Here is a 15,625-nt window from a genome sequence, read left to right on the forward strand (position 1 = left end):
AGCGCCAGACGTGTTCCCGGGAGACGGACATGCACGACAGCGGTTTCAAGCGGTGGATGGTGTTGGGGGTGCTGGCCTCGGCTTCGTGGCTGGTTTCGGCGTGTGGCTCTCTTCCGCAGCAGGGGACCTACGAGGTCGCTCCCGGCTTCGCGCGGAGCCCGGCGCAGAGTGGCTACAACGGCACCATCCAGGACATCCCCACCAGCATCGATCCCCGGACGCCCGAGGCGCAGGGCACCCAGGGCCGGTCCCTCCTGCTGGACCCCGGAGAGCGGGCCCTGCTCGAGACGCAGGGAGGCGCCGTGGGCGGCAGCGGCTCCACTCCGCCCGCCCAGGGCCCCGAGGGCGGTCCGCTGTACGAGGAGCTGGGAACGGAGGGCAGCGTCATCGCTCCGTCGCGCGAGCTTCCCGCCTCGCAGGGCAACGTGGGCAATGACCGGCCGACGGACCCCAACACGCCCCCCGCCAGACGCGACTCGCGCGGCAAGTAGACCATCTCGCGTCAGGAGCATCCTCGCGGTGCCGGATGGGAGCGGCACCTCAGGAGCGCCCTGCCGCGAGCATTGGCTTCACAACCCATTCATTCATGGACCCCGGGCCGGCGGTGACGTTCGCCCGTGAGTGAGGAACGAACATGCGCGGAAGCATTCGCAAGTGGTTGGTGGTGGGGACCCTGGCCTCGGCGTCGCTGCTGTTCCCGGCGTGCGCGGACACGAATCAGGGGGCGGACACCGGCACCCAGGAGCAGATGGGGACCGGTGGCGCGGGCAGCGCGGGCATGGAGGGCCAGGAAGGCATGGGCGGCTCCGGGACCGGCGGAACCCATGGCGCCAAGGGCGGAACCATGGCCCGCGATGCGGGAACGCCGGGCCCGGCGGACGCGGGCACGGGTGGCGCCGGCATGGACGTGGATGACGCGTCCGGAGACGTCCCCACGAAGTAGGCGGAAGGCCCGGGAGGGAACTACCGGGACGCCAGCATGACCTCGGTGGGGTCCTTCCCATTGAAGCCGCTGGCGAGCCCCTCGGCGAGCGACCGGTGCTCGGCGTCGCCGAGGGTGGCCAGCCGGTCCTCGGGACCGTGGGCGAAGCGCGCCTCGAGGCGGGCGAGGCGGCGGTGGGCCTCCTCGATGCGCGAGCGGGGCACGCGGCCGGACTCCACCGCGCGCACCAGTGCCTCGATGCACCGCCGCTGCACATCCACCTGATGGCAGACGAGGAAGAGGTCCACGCCGGCGAGCGTGCCCTGCACCGTGGCCTCTTCCACCGAGTAGTGGGCGGCGATGGCCTTCATCTCCAGGTCATCGCTCACCAGCACGCCGTCGAAGCCCATCTCCTTGCGCAGCACGCCGTCGAGCACGCGGTGGCTCATGGTGGCGGGCACCTTCGGGTCGAGCGCGTCGAAGAGCACGTGCGCCGTCATGAGCGAGGCGAGCCCGGCCTGGGCGAAGGCGCGGAAGGGCACCAGTTCCACGCGGCGCAGACGCTCCATGTCATGGGGCAGCCGGGGCAGCGTCAGGTGGCTGTCCGTGGTGGTGTCGCCATGTCCGGGGAAGTGCTTGCCGCACGAGGCCACGCCGCCCGCTTCCAGGCCGCGAGCCAGGGCCACACCCAGGCGGGCCACCTCGTCCGGATCGCGGCTGAAGCTGCGGTCGCCGATGACGGGGTTGGCGGCGTTGGTGTCCACGTCGAGCACGGGCGCGAAGTCCCAGTCGAAGCCGATGGCGCGCAGCTCGTGCGCGAGCAGCCGGCCCACGCGCTCCACGAGGGCCACGTCGCCGCGCTGGCCGAGCTCGCGCATGGGGGGCAGGGCGGTGTAGGGCTCGCCGCGCAGCCGCGCCACGCGTCCGCCCTCCTGGTCCACCGAGAGGATGAAGGGCCGGCCCGCGCGCGTCTTGATGTCGCGGCACAGGGCGGCCGTCTCCTGGGCGGTGCCCACGTTCCGCTTGAAGAGGATGGCGCCGTAGATGCCGTCCTTCATCAGCGCGGCGAAGTCGTCGTCGATGCGGGGGCCGGGGAAGCCCACCATGAAGAGCCGGGCACAATCCCGGTAGAGAGCGTTGCTCATAGGGCCGTACCTTCTCACGCCGTTCGTCTGGCGAGGAGGAAACACATTGCTGAAAGCCTCCGGAAAGGGAGGGCCTGCCTGGAGGCTCGTCGCCTCATGGGGGCAGGAGCTTTTTCTCCTGCCTGGAGCTCCGGCAACCACCGTGGCGGGAAGATGTTGAGTGGAGGCCGGAACTCAACAAGAGGGGGACACCCTCACCCGCCCATGATGGGAAGCAGGAGGGCAGAGGGATGTGAAGGGTCGTGGAAGACGGCCTGGTCGGCGGCGGCGAGCGTCTTCGCGGTGCCGAGCGGCTCGCCAGTGCCGGGGTTGCGGGCGAACCGGGGATGCGCCCCGCTGGAGACCTGGAGCCGGATGCGGTGGCCCTTGAGGAAGCGGTGGGCGGTGGGCCACAGGTCGATGGTGATGCGCAGGGTGCCATCGGCATCGGGAGCGGGCTTGCCGGGGGTGAGGCGCAGCAGCCCGTCGCAGAGGTTCACGGATCTGCCCGAGGGCTCCACGTCGCACAGCCGGGCGAAGAAGTCGGTGTGCGGGAGGCTGGAGCGGACGAAGAGCTCGGCTTGCACGGGGCCGATGACCTCCAGGTCCTTCTCCAGGGGCGCGCTGGTGTACGTGAGGACGTCTGGCCTCGACTCCAACTCACGGTTGTCGCGCGGTCCCGCCTCCTTCGTCAGGAGCGCGCCTCCGAGGGAAGGCGTGGGGTTGGCGGGGTCATAACGGTAACGAGAAGGCCCCGAGGCCGCGGGTGTGGCGGGTGAGAGGCCCCGGTCCGTTTGCAGGTGCCAGCGCTGCGTCTGGATGCCTGGCGGAGGCCACTCGGAGAAGTCGCGCCAGGTGTTGGCGCCCATGACGAAGACGCGGACGGGAGCTTCGCGCAGGTGGCTCCGGTCGCCCTGGAGGTGGGCCTTGAGCCAGATCAGCGACTCGCGCGCGGCGACCGCCATGCCCTCGACGGAGACGTGGGTCCAGGGCCCGATGGTCAGGTAGGGAGCGCGCCCGGCCTTGTGGAGCGCGGCGTAGTCCTTCACCTGCCAGGGCAGGAAGATGTCGTACCAGCCGCCAATCAGATGGACCGGGGCGGAGACCTCGGAGAGCGCGCCGCTGAAGTTGGCGCGGTTCCACCACGGGTCGTCTGGTGCGCTGTGCTCGAGCCAGTCCTGGAAGAAGGGCACCCGCTCGCCCGTGGCCAGCGCGTCCACTTCGTTCAACGGCAGGTGCTGGAAGAGCGGCTTGAGCTGGCGGGCCGCGCCGAGCCGGGCCATGAGGCCGCCCAGTCCCTTCTTCTCCTGGGTGCGGACGAGATGGACCCACGACAGCGTGGTGTCGAGCGAGTAGGCGCCACCGGCGTAGGTCTGGCTTTGGAACTCGGACGCGGTCTCGTGGGCCACCAGGGCCTTCAATCCGGAGCCCGCCTCACGGGCCACCGCCCACTGCACGAGGCCCAGGTAGCTGGGTCCATGCATGGCGAACTCGCCCGAGAACCACGGCTGCTGCTTCATCCACTCGACGGTGGCGAGCCCATCGTCCCGCTCGTTGCGGAACGGGTCGAGCTGACCGCCCGAGCCGAAGGTGCCGCGCACGCTCTGGACGAGCACCTGGAAGCCGCGCTCGGCGAAGATCCGGCCGTACTGGAGACCGAAGAAGCCGCGCCGGCCGTAGGGCGAGCGGACGAGGATCGTCGGAAGCCTGCCGCCCTGGCGGGGGGCGTAGCGGTCGGCGAGCAGCTTGACTCCATCGGGCATGGGCACTTCGACATCCCGCTCGACGAGGACGTCATGGGTGTCCGCGGGAGGGAATGCGAGGAGACGCGCGAGGAAGCGGCTGGCGAGGGTCATGGCCGCTCATGATTGCACCTCGGCCCTGGACGCATCACACCTGAAATGAGGGCGACTCCTCTCTAGTGAGGGGCGCGAGATTGACATCCAGATCAGCCGCTCCGGAAAGAGAGGATGCCACCGTGAGCACGATTCTCCTGGTCGACGACGAACCAGATCTCCAAGAGCTCTATACCGACGTATTGGAGGTGATGGGGTACCAGGTCATCCATGCGCACGATGGCCTGGAGGCCCTGGAGAAGGCCCGCCAGCAGCGGCCGGACCTGGTCGTAACGGACTGGATGATGCCTCGCATGGATGGCGTCGAGCTCTGCCAGCGCCTGCTCCACGAGCCGGGGCTCGAGGATGTGCCCATCATCCTTCACAGTTCCCGGCGAGCCCCCCGGCTTCCCGGTGTCCGCATGACGCTTTCCAAGAGCTGCCCGTTGAACGAGTTCGAGGATGCCGTGGCCCAGGTAATCGACGAGAGCACCGGCGAGGCGGTGCCTTCCCCCGAGCCCATGGAGAGTTCCTTGGGGGCTCATCACTGATTCGAGCGGCCTGCTCAGCGGAGCTCGGCTTCGCGGAACACCACGCCGTCGAGTTCCAGGCGCTTCACCGCTTCCACCAGGCGCTCGCTGGCGAAGATGAAGCCCGGCGCATCGCGGAAGCGGAAGACATCGACGTCCTGAGGGAGAGAGGAGGCGTCGAGCCAGAACTTCTTCGGGAGGGGGTTCTGGTGGCTACCGCAGGTGGGGCAGGGGGGCTTGTGCGTTGGCGGAATGCATTCGGGATGGAACTGGCCGTGCAACTCCAGTTGCAGTTCCAGTAGGTCCGGATGGTTCTTCTGCCGGAATCGGACCTTGACGGGGCAGCCCTGGAGTCTGCGGATGCCAGCAGCATGCAAATGCTCCAGTGCCTCGCGGCGCACGTAGAGTGTCCAGGGGTTTTGCATGAAGAGCTGGCCAAAATACCCCAGCCCTGAGCCTTCCACCGGGCCAAAAGCCGCCCCCGGCTCCAGCCTGGCCCACGTGGGAGCGAGTGGACGCACCAGTTCACGCAGCCGGACGAACTCTTCGTAGGGTACCGGCTCGGGTTCATGAAATTTCTCTCGCTCCGGGAGAGCGGAGATATCCACGCAGGGATAGTGAAGCCCACCCAAACCGCCCCCCAAGCGGCAGATCGGACATGGGTGGGCCCAGTCCACGCCGGGCAGGCTCCACTTGTGTCCGGCGTTCAGGTTTCCCGTGTAGCGAGCAGCTTCGTCGCCTGTGACTCCGTAGAACTTCAAGTGTCTCTTCCTCCAACCCGTTTAGCAGTCAGTCCGCGAAGAGCTGGGGGCCCGGCGATACAACCTGGTGACCATAAGGCACGATGGGACCAACGATGTCGAAGCGATAGGCCAGATCGAAGGCTTTGCGCATCATCTCCTCCCGAGGCACTCTGAGGCCGAAGTTCGCGTTCATGTACTGTCGCCATGCCGTGTTCCACAGGCCGCCGTTCGCGCCACGATGAATGCGCAGGTGTACCTGCTCCGGGATGGCCATCGTCCATGCGTGGACGTCAATGCCACTGTTCTTGAACCATTGCCTGAACTCCTGTGCCTGGGGGAACAGGTGGTGCTTGATCAGCGTTCCTTCGAGCCGGGGAAAGGCCGGGAGGAAGCCCTGCCGGTAACGGAAATGGAACGTCAGCCGGGGCCGAGCATCCTCTCGCAGCCCCGCGCGTCTCCAGTTGCGATGTGTGCTGGGACTGCGCATGGGAGGGCGATAGCGTGCCAACTCCGCACCATGTGCCAGCGGAGCATGCGCCACGGCCTCCGGGTCCACGTCTTCGCAGCTGAAGATGCCGCATTCGCCCTCATCGCAGGCGAGCACGACACACTGGTCAGCGCTCGGGGCTTCGCACGCGATGGGGTCGGCTTGCTCCGCGCCTTCCCTCGGGTGCACCGCTGGGGACGTAGCGGTGCACGCGGACAGCAGCAGGGCGGCAGCAAGGAGTGATGGGCGCAGGTGCGGTCTGGTCACGGGAGCCCGGAACTGTAACGGGTCCCGTGATTCGGAGTGCGGTAGACCCTCACCCCAACCCTCTCCCAGAAGGAGAGGGAGCTACTTGCGCAGCAGTGTGCCCTCGAAGAAGAAGGCCAGGGCCGCGGCCACGATGAGCCACGTCCACAGCGGCACGGGCGGGCGCTCCGAGTCCGAGCTCGACGCCTTCACCGTCTCCTCGCCGAAGTGCGCGGACAGCGTGTCCTGCGGCAGCCGGCTCAAGTCACTCTCGGCCGGGTCGAGCGTCGCCGCGAAGGCCAGCGCGGGCACCGCGTTGCCGTCCGCCCCCAACACCGAGAACGTCCCCGGCTGCTCCACCGGACCCACCAGCACCGTGCCGTCCGGCTGCGCCTTGTGTGGCACTTCCTTGCCGTCCGGTGCCTTCACCGCCGACACCGTCTGCGTGCCCTCGGGCCGCAGTGAGAGCGTCTCGCCCACGCGCACCTTCTGCTCCTCGCGCTCCTCCAGCGAGCCCGCAAGGTACGCCGCGAACCGCTGCATCAGCGGCAGGAAGCTGGTGCGGATGGGGAAGTCGCTCCAGTCCCGGTCCACCGTGCTCGTGAACAGCGCCACCCGGCCCTTGCCCCTCCGCGCCACCGCCACCGCCGGAGCACCGTCCTCATACGTGGCCAGCACCTGGCTCGCGCCCTGCTCCGCTCCGCTCCCGTCCGCCTCCAGCAGCATGTACCGGTAGAAGCGGGCCCCCACGAGGCCCTCCTCGGCGCGGCCCGTGAACGGCGCGAAGAGCGGGTGCTCCACCTTCACCTGCGCCAGTTTCGCCGCCTTGCCCTCCGCGTCCGGGTCGTCACGCTCCACGCTGGTGCGCACCAACCGCAGGTTGCGCGGCAGCAGCGCGCCCAGCCTCGTGTTGTACGCCTCCGGGTCCACGTGGTCTCCCACGCTGACGAAGAGGCCTCCACCGTTCTCCACGAAGGCGCGCAGCTTCTCCGCGTCCGACTCCTCCGGCGCCGTCACGTTCAGCAGGTACACCAGGTCGTAGCCCGAGAGATCCTCGCGCCACCCGGCCGCCGCGTCCCGCAACGCCACCTGCACCGGCGAGCCCGGCGCCGACAACGCCGCCTCCATGAAGAAGGCCTCGTCCCGGTAGCGCGTCGCATGAGGAGCGCCGTTCACCACCAGCGCCTTCAACGGCCTCGGCACCGCCAGCACGAAGGCCCGCCGGTCGTCCTCGGCCAGCCCGTCCGGCGTCAGCGTCCCCTGGCCCACCACGGTGCCTCCCTGCTGGAAGCGCACCGTCAGCGACTTCTGCGCCGTGCCATTCGCCGGCACGTCCACGAAGCCCTTGCCCACCGTGCTCTCGCCCACCCGCACCGCCGCCTCCAGGTCCTTCAGTGGCTGGTCCGAGAAGTTCTTCACCGTGAAGGTGAAGAGGAAGGCGCGCGGGCCGGCCTGCAGCGCGGGCTCCACCTTCAGGTCCACCAGCGCGTGGTTGGGCAGGGCATCCTTTCCGTTGGCCGCGTCGCGCAGCACCACCTCGGGCCGCACCGCCTCGCCCGTGGGGCCCTTCACCGTGGGCACCGGCGCCTCCAGGCGCATGGAGCCGGCCGTCAGGTCCGACACCACCACCAGGCGCTTGCCCGCCACCGGACTCTCCTCCAGCGAGCGCGCCGCCAGGTCCAGGCATCGCGACAAATCCGCCGCCCCGTACGTCGGCTGCGCCTCGTCAATCATCTGGCGCAGCTTCGAGCGGTCGAAGTTCGGCGCCGCGGGCGGCAGGGGCGAGCCCGTGCACACCAGTACCGTCGCCGGCTCCTCGGGCCGCAGGTCCGCCAGCGCGTCACGCGCCTCGTCCCGGCCGCGCTCGAAGAGCGACGTCCCGTCCGACCAGCGCATGGACAGCGAGGCATCCAGCACGATGGCCGTGGCCGCCGGGCCCTTCACCACCGCGGCTGCCTCGGCGTCCTGCTTCAGCTCCGGCCGCGCCAGCGCCACCGGCAGCGCGAGCAGAATCAACGTGCGCAGCGCGTACAGGAGCAGCCGCTTGAGCTTGAGCCGGCTCGCGGTGCGCTTCTGGCTGCGCAGCACGAAGGCCAGGGGCCCGAAGGGGTGGGGCCTCGGCCGCCGCCGGTCGAAGAGATGGATGAGCAGCGGAATGAAGGCCGCCAGCGCGCCCAGCAGCATCCACGGGTGTGCGAACGTCACCGGCGTCTCCCTCTCTTGCCCAGGAAGCGCAACAGCACCTCGTCCAGCCGCTCGTCGGTGCGCACCAGCTCGTAGTCCACGTCCGCCTCCGCGCAGGCCGACTTCACGTTCGTCAGGAAGGCTCCGAACTCCTCCAGGTAGCTCTCCTTGATTTCGCGCGGGTTCACCTCGATGCGGCCCTCGCCCTCCATGTCCAGGAAGAGCGTGGGGTCATCGAAGGGGAAGGTCAGCTCGGCCGGGTCCACCAGGTGGAACACCGATACGTCGTTCTTGCGCTGCCGCAGCGCCAATATCCGCTTGAGCGCGTCCTGGTTCTCGTCGAGGAAATCCGACAGCACGACGACGGAGGAGCGGCGCGGGAGCACCTCGGCGAGGTGGTCCGCGGCGGAGAGCAGATTCGTGCCGCCGTGGGGCGCGGTGTTCTCGAGCGCGTCCAGCAACACGTTGAGGTGGCCGGCCGAGGCGCGCGGGGGCACGTCCTGGAAACGGCCATTCGTCATCACCGCGAGGCCGGCGGCGTCCTGCTGGCGCACCAGCAGGTAGCACAGCGCACCGGCCAGGGTGGTGGCGGCCTCCAGCTTGGAGAGCGCGCCGCTGCGGTAGCCCATGGAGGCGGATGCATCCACCACCATCACCGCGCGCAGGTTCGTCTCGTGCTCGAAGCGCTTGACGTAGTACTTGTCGAACTTGCCGTAGGCCTTCCAGTCCAGGTGGCGCAGCTCATCGCCGGGCGCGTACTCCTTGTGCTCGGCGAACTCCACGCTCTGGCCCTGGTGGGGGCTCTTGTGGAGGCCGGACAGCACCCCCTCCATCACCGCGCGGGCGCGCAGCTTCACGCCCTGCAGCCGGGCCAGTGTCTGGGCGTCCAGCAGCATGCGCGGGCGCTATCCCTTCACCAGTGCGACGAGCTGGTCCACCAGCTTCACCGAGGTGGTGCCCTCGCTCTCGGCGGTGAAGTTGGGCAGCACGCGGTGGCGCAGCACCGGGCGGGCCACCGCCTTCACGTCCTCCACCGAGGCCACGAAGCGTCCATTCAGGATGGCCCGTGCCTTGGCCGCCAGCACCAGGTACTGGCTCGCGCGAGGCCCCGCGCCCCACGAGACGTTCTTCGCAATGAACTCCGGCACTCCCGGCTCCTTGGGCCGCGTGTGCCGCACCAGCTCCACCGCGTACCGCACCACGTGGTCGGGCACCGGCACCCGGCGCACCAGCTCCTGCAGCGCCAGGATCCGCTCGGGCGAGAGGATCTTCTCCAGCTTGGGCTGCGAGCCGCCCGTGGTGGACTTGACGATCTCCACCTCCTCCTCGGCGGTGGGGTAGCCCACGTCCACCAGGAACATGAAGCGGTCCAGCTGCGCCTCGGGCAGCGGGTAGGTGCCCTCCTGCTCGATGGGGTTCTGCGTGGCGAAGACGAGGAAGGGCAGCTCCAGCGGGTAGGTGCGGCCGCCGGCGGTGACGCGGTACTCCTGCATGGCCTGCAGCAGGGCGGCCTGCGTCTTGGGCGGGGTGCGGTTCACCTCGTCCGCGAGGATGATGTTGGCGAACAGCGGCCCCTTGAGGAACCGGAAGGCGCGGTGCCCGGTGGCCTTGTCCTCCTCCAGGATGTCCGTGCCGGTGATGTCCGAGGGCATCAGGTCCGGGGTGAACTGGATGCGGTTGAAGGACAGGTTGAGGACGTCCGCGAGGGTGGAGATGAGCAGCGTCTTGGCCAGGCCGGGCACACCCACGAAGAGGCAGTGGCCGCGGGCGAAGAGCGCGATGAGCAGGTGCTCCACCACGTCGCGCTGCCCCACGACACGCTTTTCGATCTGCCCGAGAATCTGGGCTTTGGCCCGGGCGAGCTCCTCGACGGCCTGAAGGTCCTCGCTGGTGGCTTCCGGTGGTGTCGGGGCGATGGGGGCGGCGTTTTCCATGAGAAGGGTTCTCTTAATCTCCGGCGGCGCGCGGTCCAAGGGGTTCTCAGGGGGACCACGGCGCGAACGTGGGATGCCAACCGTTCCAGAGGGCGGGTATTCCTGCCACAGGACGTTCGTCCGCTCCAGGACACCCTGAGTCCGGTTCCCTACCCCCCAGGGGGGTTCCGGCGGACCCGAGGCCGGGGGGATGCCAGAGGGAACAGCCCCATTACCTTCCCCCGGTTCGTCACTCCGGGCCGCTCCGGCCGGAAGGAAGGACGGGGGAGAAGCGCATGCACCGAGAGTCAGGAGTTCACACCCACCGTGCTTGGACCTGGTTCGTCCCCACCGCGCTGATGGCGCTGGCCACGGGCTGTGGAGGCGCTGGGGTGGAGGAGACCCCGGCGGGTGGGGAAGGGAGCGGTACCAGTCCGGTTGCCTCGACGCCCTCCGAGCCGCCTTCCACGCCGCTCCAGCCGGAGGCGGGGGAGCCGCCTCGCGCTCGGCCCTGGTTCCACCGGCTCGGCGGGCCGCAGGACGACACCGGGACGGGGCTCGCCGTGGATGGGCGGGGGGACATCGCCATGGTGTGGCTCTCCACGCCGCGCGAGGACGAGGAGCGCGAGTCCGTGCCCGGTCAGCGCCGGGGCCTCACGCTGGCGAAGTACGGCCCGGATGGGGCGGAGCGCTGGGCCCGGGACTTCTCGCGGATGCGCGTGGCCTCGCCGCGCCTGGCGGCCTCGCCCTCGGGGGAGGTGTTCCTCTCCGGCAATGCCTTCCTGTACCCGTTGGACTTCGGCCTGGGCGCGGCCACCGATGGCTTCCTCGTGAAGTTCTCCGGAGAGGGCCAGCCCCTCTGGCAGCGGCGCGCGGGGCAGAAGGTGTACGGCATGGCGGCGGATGGCGAGGGCGGGGTGCTCGTCACGGCCGAGGAGTGGACGCCGGAGGGCCCCGTGCCGGTGCTCGCCCACCATGACGCGCAGGGGGCCTTCCTCTGGACGCGGCAGCTGGATCGGGTGGACCCGGGTTCGCGGTTGCACGCGCTGGCGCTCGCGCCCTCGGGCCGGACGCTGCTCGCCGGCCGCCTCGTGGGGGCGCTCACGGTGGATGGACGGGCCTTCGGGAGCGCCGGGGGCCGGGCCCTGCTGCTGCTCGCCTTCGAGCGGGATGGGCGGCTCGCGTGGGGCAAGGAGCTGCGGGGCGTGGACGGCGACGTCACCGGCCTGAGGCCGGAGCGCGACGGGGGCGTGGTGCTGGTGGGCGAGCTGCGCGGTCCCCTCGTCTGGGGCGGCTCGCGGCTCTCGGGCTCCGAGGCCTTCGTCCTCGCGGCGGGCCCGGACGGCGCCGAGCGCTGGGCCCAATCGCTCGCCTGCGACACGCGGCCGGCCTCGCCCGCGGTGGCACTGGATGACGCGGGGCAGGTGGTGGCCGTCTGTGGCGGCACGCTGAGCGCGTACGAACCGGAGGGCGCGCAGCGGGACCAGCGCACGCTGTCTCCCGGCGAGTGCCCCGAGGGCGGCTGCCCGGTGGCGGGCACCACGCTGGACTTCGTCCCGGGGCAGGGCTTCACCCTCGTGGGACATCAGCGCCACGGCGGCTCGAGCGCGGGGAGCGCGTGGGACCAGGACGCCTTCCTGCGGCTGCTCGCTCCGTGAGCCGTCCTTCGTCCCCTGTTTCCCCAGAAAACGGAAAGAACCTGGCGGGTCTCCCGTCTGGAGGCCCTACCCGGTGCGTCTCGCGCGGGTGGGAGGCGTGGGCGGGGGTCGTCCATGACCGCACCTGGAGCGGGAGGGCGGCAGGCAGGGGAGCGGAGGCGGAGAGAAAGACTTGAGCGGGCCGGTCTTACCCGCGACAGTCAGACGCTATGGATCAGGGACGGCGCGCCGCGGACCGCAAGGCCGTGGGTCTGCTGGTAAAGCTCAAGCACACGGACATCGGCAGCTTTGTCGAGGAGTTCGCCGTCAACATCAGCCCCGGGGGCATGTTCATCCGTTCGCGCGAGCCGCAGCCGGTGGGCACCCCGGTGAAGTTCGAGGTGCGCATCGCCGATGGCCTTCGGGTGATGAAGGGCTCGGCGGTGGTGCGCTGGGTGCGGCCGCCCGAGGACCTGTCCGGGCCTCCCGGCATGGGCATCCAGTTCACGGAGCTGGACGCGCCCTCCCAGTCCCTCGTGGACAGGATGCTGCAGCGCAAGGGGGGGCTCGCCCCGGCGGCACCCGTGAGCGCTCCGCCAGCCGCGAGGCCGCCGGCCGCTCCTGGGGTGGCGCCGGTGCAGGGGGTTCCCTCCGTGGCGCCTGTCGCTCCCGGCTCGCGGCCCGCTCCCGTGGCACGCCCGCCCGAGCCCTTCGCTCCGCCTCCCCCGCCGCCCATCACCGCCGTCGACATTCCGCTCGACGAGCTCATTGCCGCCACGCTCCCTCCGGAGAGGCAGCGGGCCGAGCCGCCGCCCGCCGCGAAGCCTCCCGCGCGCCAGGGCAACAGCATGCAGGAGTTCGATCTGGCGGACCTCTCGGCGGCGGCCACGTCCGGACCCGCCGCGCCGCCCCCACCGGTGCGCACGGGCCAGAACAGCAGTGCGGTGGAGCTGGAGCTGGAGTCGTCCGACGATGACGAGCCGCTCGAGTTCGCGCGGCCCGTCGCGGGCCAGGGCTTCCGGCCTCCGGCGAGGAAGCCCGCGCCGCCGCCCGTTGCCCGCCCCGCGGCTCCGGCGGCCCCCGTGGCCCCGCCCGCTCCCGCACCGCAGAGGGCTCCTCCGCAGACGCAGCAGGCGGCACCGCAGCTCGCGCCGGTGGCGGCGAAACCGGCGGCCCCGCTGCCTCCCGAGCCCAAGAGCTCACCGGGGCAGGTGCGTACCGTCTTCCTCACGCCGCCTGCGAACCTCGAGAGCAAGGGCCCGGTGATCGGCATCGACCTGGGCACTTCCAACTCGTGCGTGGCGGTGGTGACGAACAACAAGCCCATGGTGCTGCGCTCGCGCGAGGGCTACAACACCATCCCCTCGGTGGTGTCGCTCTCGTCGCAGGGCAAGCTGCTGGTGAGCCACCGCGCGAAGAGCCAGGTGTTGCTGCGTCCCGAGCAGACCATCTACGGCGCCAAGCGCCTGGTGGGGCGTCCCTTCGACAGCGCGGTGGTGAACCAGGTACGCGAGCGCTTCCACTACGAGATCATCCCCGACGCGCGAGGCCGGGCGGCGGTGCGGATGGGCGAGCACGTGCTGTCGCTGGAAGAGGTGCAGGGCATCATCCTGCGCGAGTGCAAGGAGCTGGCGGAGCAGCACCTGGGGCAGAAGGTGGAGCGGGCGGTGGTGACGGTGCCGGCGTACTACTCGGAGCCGCAGCGCGAGGCGGTGCGCCGGGCGGGGTGGATGGCGGGGCTGAAGGTGGAGCGGATTCTCAATGAGCCCACCTCGGCGGCGCTGGCGTACGGGCTGAACCGCGAGGTGACGAAGAAGGTGCTCGTCTATGACCTGGGCGGCGGTACCTTCGACGCGACCATCCTGCGCATCGACCGGAACGTGTTCGAGGTGCTGGCCACGGGAGGAGACATCTTCCTGGGCGGCATGGACTTCGACAACGTGCTGGTGGACCTGTTGCTGGAGCGCTTCCAGCAGCAGGAGAAGGTGAGCTTCCAGGGAGACCGGATCGCGCTGTCGCGGGTGACGGACGCGGCCGAGCGGGCGAAGGTGGCGCTGTCGGAAGCCAACACCTACGAGGTCCACATCCCGATGTTGATGATGGACGAGTCGGGGCAGCCGAGGGACCTGCACGTCACGCTGACGCGGGCGGAGATGGAGAGGGCGTGCGTGCCGATGGTGATGCGCACGCTGGACGTGGTGCGGGACGTGCTGCTGGACGCGAAGATGAGGCCGGGGGAGATCGACGACATCCTCATGGTGGGCGGACAGGCGCGCATGCCGCTGGTGCGCGAGAAGCTGAAGGAAGTGTTCGGCAAGCCGCCGCACGCGGGAGTGAACACGGACGAGGCGGTGGCGTTGGGCGCGGCGTTGTACTCGAACGCGGTGGACAAGGTGAGCAGTGTGGTGCTCATCGACGTGCTGCCGATGACGATTGGCGTGGCGATGCCCGGGGGAGCGTTCACGCGGGTCATCGAGCGCAACACGCCGTTGCCGGCGCAGCGTTCGTTCGCGATCTCCACGACGCGGGACAACGAAGAGGTGATGGAGCTGTCCATCTTCCAGGGAGAGGACACGCACATCTCCGCGAACGAGTACCTGGGGACGGTGCGGCTGGAGGGGCTGCCGAAGGGCCCGAAGGGCTCGGTGCGGGTGGCGGTGACGCTGCGGCTGGATTCCGAGTGCGTGCTGCACGTGACGGCACAGGAGTACTCGACGCGCAAGGAGATGAAGGCGACCCTGGCGACGCGCTACACGCCGGAGGAACTGCGGCAGCGGCTGGGCGTGGCCTCGGACGCGGCGCGTGCGGCGGAGGAGCGGCGTGGCCAGGATTTGAAGGAGCGCTCGGGCCGCTTCTGGGGCTTCCTGAAGAAGGTCGTGGGCAAGGCCTGAGGGAGTCCATGGTGCTCCCACGGCGCTACTGGCTTCCACGCGCGTGGTTGCTCGTTGGCTTCGTGCTGTGGGGGGCCAGCGGTCAGACAGGATGCACCGACCGCAACAGCGTGGTCGGGCGCATCACTCCTGAGCACTTCTGGTTCAAGACGACCGTCGAGAGCTCCGATGCGCAACCGGGCGGATGGCAAGCCGTCTGCATTCATGCGCGCATCACGGAGGGCGACTCGGGGGCGACGACGGTCTGCAAGTTCGAGGTCGGGCTCCCTCTGCGAAACGGTCAGAATGAAATCCCCCTTTGGGTGGCTCGGCAGGACGCGGCCGAGATGGCCAATCGTGCTGCGTATAAGGTCCTCTCCAGTGCTCCGCGTGGAGAAATGATGTTCACGCTGTGCAACGATTTCAAAACCCTCTATGGCTCGATGCTCAATGCGAAGCATATAGGCGCCAAGGTGAGCGCCTGTGTCTCCGAGGGCATCGAAACCGTTCCCTTCGACATTCCGAAACCTTCCAGGCCATGAGGGCATTCACGAAAGCGGAGCTCATCCGCATCGCGCACCAGAACTATCCTCCCGGAAGCACCGTCTTCGTCGACATCGACAGATCCACTCCCGAATTCCAGCGTTGGTCCAAGTCCTGGAAGACGGCGCTGGCCTGGGAGCGCTGGGACTCTCTTCTCAGTGAGCTCATGGCTGCATTTCCCGGCCGTCCCGTCGGGGACGTGACGCAACCTGGTATGTCCGCCTGTCGCCGGTGTTGTGTGTATCTGGAGCGCCCTCTACCAGAGGGAGGGCGGATTCTGACCCGTCTGGCGGGTGCTGTGAGCGTGCTCGCTCCCTTCTATCTCGTCTACGTCACGGTGCAGCACATCCGGGCCGATGACACATGGACCCGGCCGCAGTTCTTCTTGCAGCCACCAGACGACATCAGGCAACACGCGGAGCTGCTCGTGCAGCACCTGGAGCGGGCGCTCGGCTACCAGCCATTCCCGCTCGAGCTGGCCAACGAGCCTGTCCCCGGCCGATGCGTCTACTACTACCTCAAAGGAGGAGAACCTTCGTTACTCGATGTGCTCCTCGATAGCGATCTGGGCAACCTTCCCTGATGCCATGG

Annotated in this window: 14 protein-coding genes; 7 read left to right on the top strand and 7 right to left on the bottom strand. The window is 69.4% G+C overall.

Translation table 11 applies throughout. The features are described from left to right. Nucleotides 1-29: 29 nt before the first annotated feature. Both BO221_RS36070 and BO221_RS36075 read left to right on the top strand, forming a co-directional pair. Nucleotides 30-491 carry a hypothetical protein gene (locus BO221_RS36070; protein ID WP_073565392.1) on the top strand — a complete coding sequence of 154 codons (462 nt, stop codon included), beginning with the start codon at nucleotides 30-32 and terminating at the stop codon, nucleotides 489-491. A gap of 143 nt (nucleotides 492-634) precedes the next feature. Continuing rightward, nucleotides 635-943, top strand: coding sequence for a hypothetical protein (locus BO221_RS36075; protein WP_073565393.1), 309 nt, complete (start codon nucleotides 635-637; stop codon nucleotides 941-943). Nucleotides 944-963: 20 nt separating this feature from the next. Here the strand turns inward: BO221_RS36075 and nagZ are convergent, their stop codons facing one another. Continuing rightward, nucleotides 964-2,067 carry a beta-N-acetylhexosaminidase gene (nagZ, locus tag BO221_RS36080; RefSeq protein ID WP_073565394.1) on the bottom strand — a complete coding sequence of 368 codons (1,104 nt, stop codon included), beginning with the start codon at nucleotides 2,065-2,067 and terminating at the stop codon, nucleotides 964-966. Nucleotides 2,068-2,261: 194 nt separating this feature from the next. Further along, nucleotides 2,262-3,902, bottom strand: a complete 1,641-nt coding sequence (locus BO221_RS36085) for a CocE/NonD family hydrolase (RefSeq protein ID WP_073565395.1) — start codon at nucleotides 3,900-3,902, stop codon at nucleotides 2,262-2,264. Between the two features lie 122 nt (nucleotides 3,903-4,024). On the opposite strand from BO221_RS36085, the gene BO221_RS36090 reads away from it, so the two are divergent. After that, a complete protein-coding gene (locus tag BO221_RS36090; protein WP_073565396.1) occupies nucleotides 4,025-4,432 on the top strand; it encodes a PleD family two-component system response regulator in 408 nt (135 codons plus the stop codon). 14 nt (nucleotides 4,433-4,446) lie between these two features. On the opposite strand, the gene BO221_RS36095 is transcribed toward BO221_RS36090, so the two are convergent. From BO221_RS36095 to BO221_RS36115, 5 genes are all read right to left on the bottom strand, one after another. Continuing rightward, entirely contained in the window at nucleotides 4,447-5,172 is a 726-nt protein-coding gene (locus BO221_RS36095; RefSeq protein WP_073565397.1) for a double-CXXCG motif protein, read from the bottom strand. 28 nt (nucleotides 5,173-5,200) lie between these two features. After that, nucleotides 5,201-5,908, bottom strand: a complete 708-nt coding sequence (locus tag BO221_RS36100; protein WP_158079972.1) for a TIGR02269 family lipoprotein — start codon at nucleotides 5,906-5,908, stop codon at nucleotides 5,201-5,203. A gap of 81 nt (nucleotides 5,909-5,989) precedes the next feature. Then, nucleotides 5,990-8,092: a BatA domain-containing protein gene (locus BO221_RS36105; RefSeq protein ID WP_073565398.1), complete on the bottom strand. Its 2,103-nt coding sequence runs from the start codon at nucleotides 8,090-8,092 to the stop codon at nucleotides 5,990-5,992. Then, complete coding sequence (locus BO221_RS36110; protein ID WP_043413176.1) at nucleotides 8,089-8,967, bottom strand: DUF58 domain-containing protein; 879 nt, start codon at nucleotides 8,965-8,967, stop codon at nucleotides 8,089-8,091. The genes BO221_RS36105 and BO221_RS36110 overlap by 4 nt, the downstream gene beginning before the upstream one ends. Before the next feature lie 9 nt (nucleotides 8,968-8,976). Further along, nucleotides 8,977-10,005 (bottom strand): MoxR family ATPase, encoded by a 1,029-nt coding sequence (locus BO221_RS36115; RefSeq protein WP_043413179.1) that lies wholly within the window; start codon nucleotides 10,003-10,005, stop codon nucleotides 8,977-8,979. Between the two features lie 275 nt (nucleotides 10,006-10,280). Between BO221_RS36115 and BO221_RS36120 the strand changes: the two genes are divergently transcribed. From BO221_RS36120 to BO221_RS36135, 4 genes are all read left to right on the top strand, one after another. Then, nucleotides 10,281-11,642, top strand: a complete 1,362-nt coding sequence (locus BO221_RS36120; protein WP_073565399.1) for a hypothetical protein — start codon at nucleotides 10,281-10,283, stop codon at nucleotides 11,640-11,642. Nucleotides 11,643-11,851: 209 nt separating this feature from the next. Beyond that, on the top strand, nucleotides 11,852-14,512 hold the full coding sequence (locus BO221_RS36125) for a TIGR02266 family protein (protein ID WP_073565400.1): 2,661 nt from the start codon (nucleotides 11,852-11,854) through the stop codon (nucleotides 14,510-14,512). A gap of 8 nt (nucleotides 14,513-14,520) precedes the next feature. Then, on the top strand, nucleotides 14,521-15,033 hold the full coding sequence (locus BO221_RS36130) for a hypothetical protein (protein WP_073565401.1): 513 nt from the start codon (nucleotides 14,521-14,523) through the stop codon (nucleotides 15,031-15,033). Further along, on the top strand, nucleotides 15,030-15,617 hold the full coding sequence (locus tag BO221_RS36135; protein WP_073565402.1) for a hypothetical protein: 588 nt from the start codon (nucleotides 15,030-15,032) through the stop codon (nucleotides 15,615-15,617). The genes BO221_RS36130 and BO221_RS36135 overlap by 4 nt, the downstream gene beginning before the upstream one ends. Nucleotides 15,618-15,625: the final 8 nt, after the last annotated feature.

Source organism: Archangium sp. Cb G35, from assembly GCF_001896145.1.
In the GTDB taxonomy this organism is placed as follows: domain Bacteria; phylum Myxococcota; class Myxococcia; order Myxococcales; family Myxococcaceae; genus Archangium; species Archangium violaceum.

What these genes read in the sequence shown, in the direction of transcription:
- BO221_RS36125 (WP_073565400.1), top strand. Translation starts at nt 11,852, where the DNA reads ATGGATCAGGGACGGCGCGCCGCGGACCGCAAGGCCGTGGGTCTGCTG.
- nagZ (WP_073565394.1), bottom strand. Translation starts at nt 2,067, where the DNA reads ATGAGCAACGCTCTCTACCGGGATTGTGCCCGGCTCTTCATGGTGGGC.
- BO221_RS36070 (WP_073565392.1), top strand. Translation starts at nt 30, where the DNA reads ATGCACGACAGCGGTTTCAAGCGGTGGATGGTGTTGGGGGTGCTGGCC.
- BO221_RS36130 (WP_073565401.1), top strand. Translation starts at nt 14,521, where the DNA reads ATGGTGCTCCCACGGCGCTACTGGCTTCCACGCGCGTGGTTGCTCGTT.
- BO221_RS36120 (WP_073565399.1), top strand. Translation starts at nt 10,281, where the DNA reads ATGCACCGAGAGTCAGGAGTTCACACCCACCGTGCTTGGACCTGGTTC.
- BO221_RS36115 (WP_043413179.1), bottom strand. Translation starts at nt 10,005, where the DNA reads ATGGAAAACGCCGCCCCCATCGCCCCGACACCACCGGAAGCCACCAGC.
- BO221_RS36075 (WP_073565393.1), top strand. Translation starts at nt 635, where the DNA reads ATGCGCGGAAGCATTCGCAAGTGGTTGGTGGTGGGGACCCTGGCCTCG.
- BO221_RS36110 (WP_043413176.1), bottom strand. Translation starts at nt 8,967, where the DNA reads ATGCTGCTGGACGCCCAGACACTGGCCCGGCTGCAGGGCGTGAAGCTG.
- BO221_RS36085 (WP_073565395.1), bottom strand. Translation starts at nt 3,902, where the DNA reads ATGACCCTCGCCAGCCGCTTCCTCGCGCGTCTCCTCGCATTCCCTCCC.
- BO221_RS36135 (WP_073565402.1), top strand. Translation starts at nt 15,030, where the DNA reads ATGAGGGCATTCACGAAAGCGGAGCTCATCCGCATCGCGCACCAGAAC.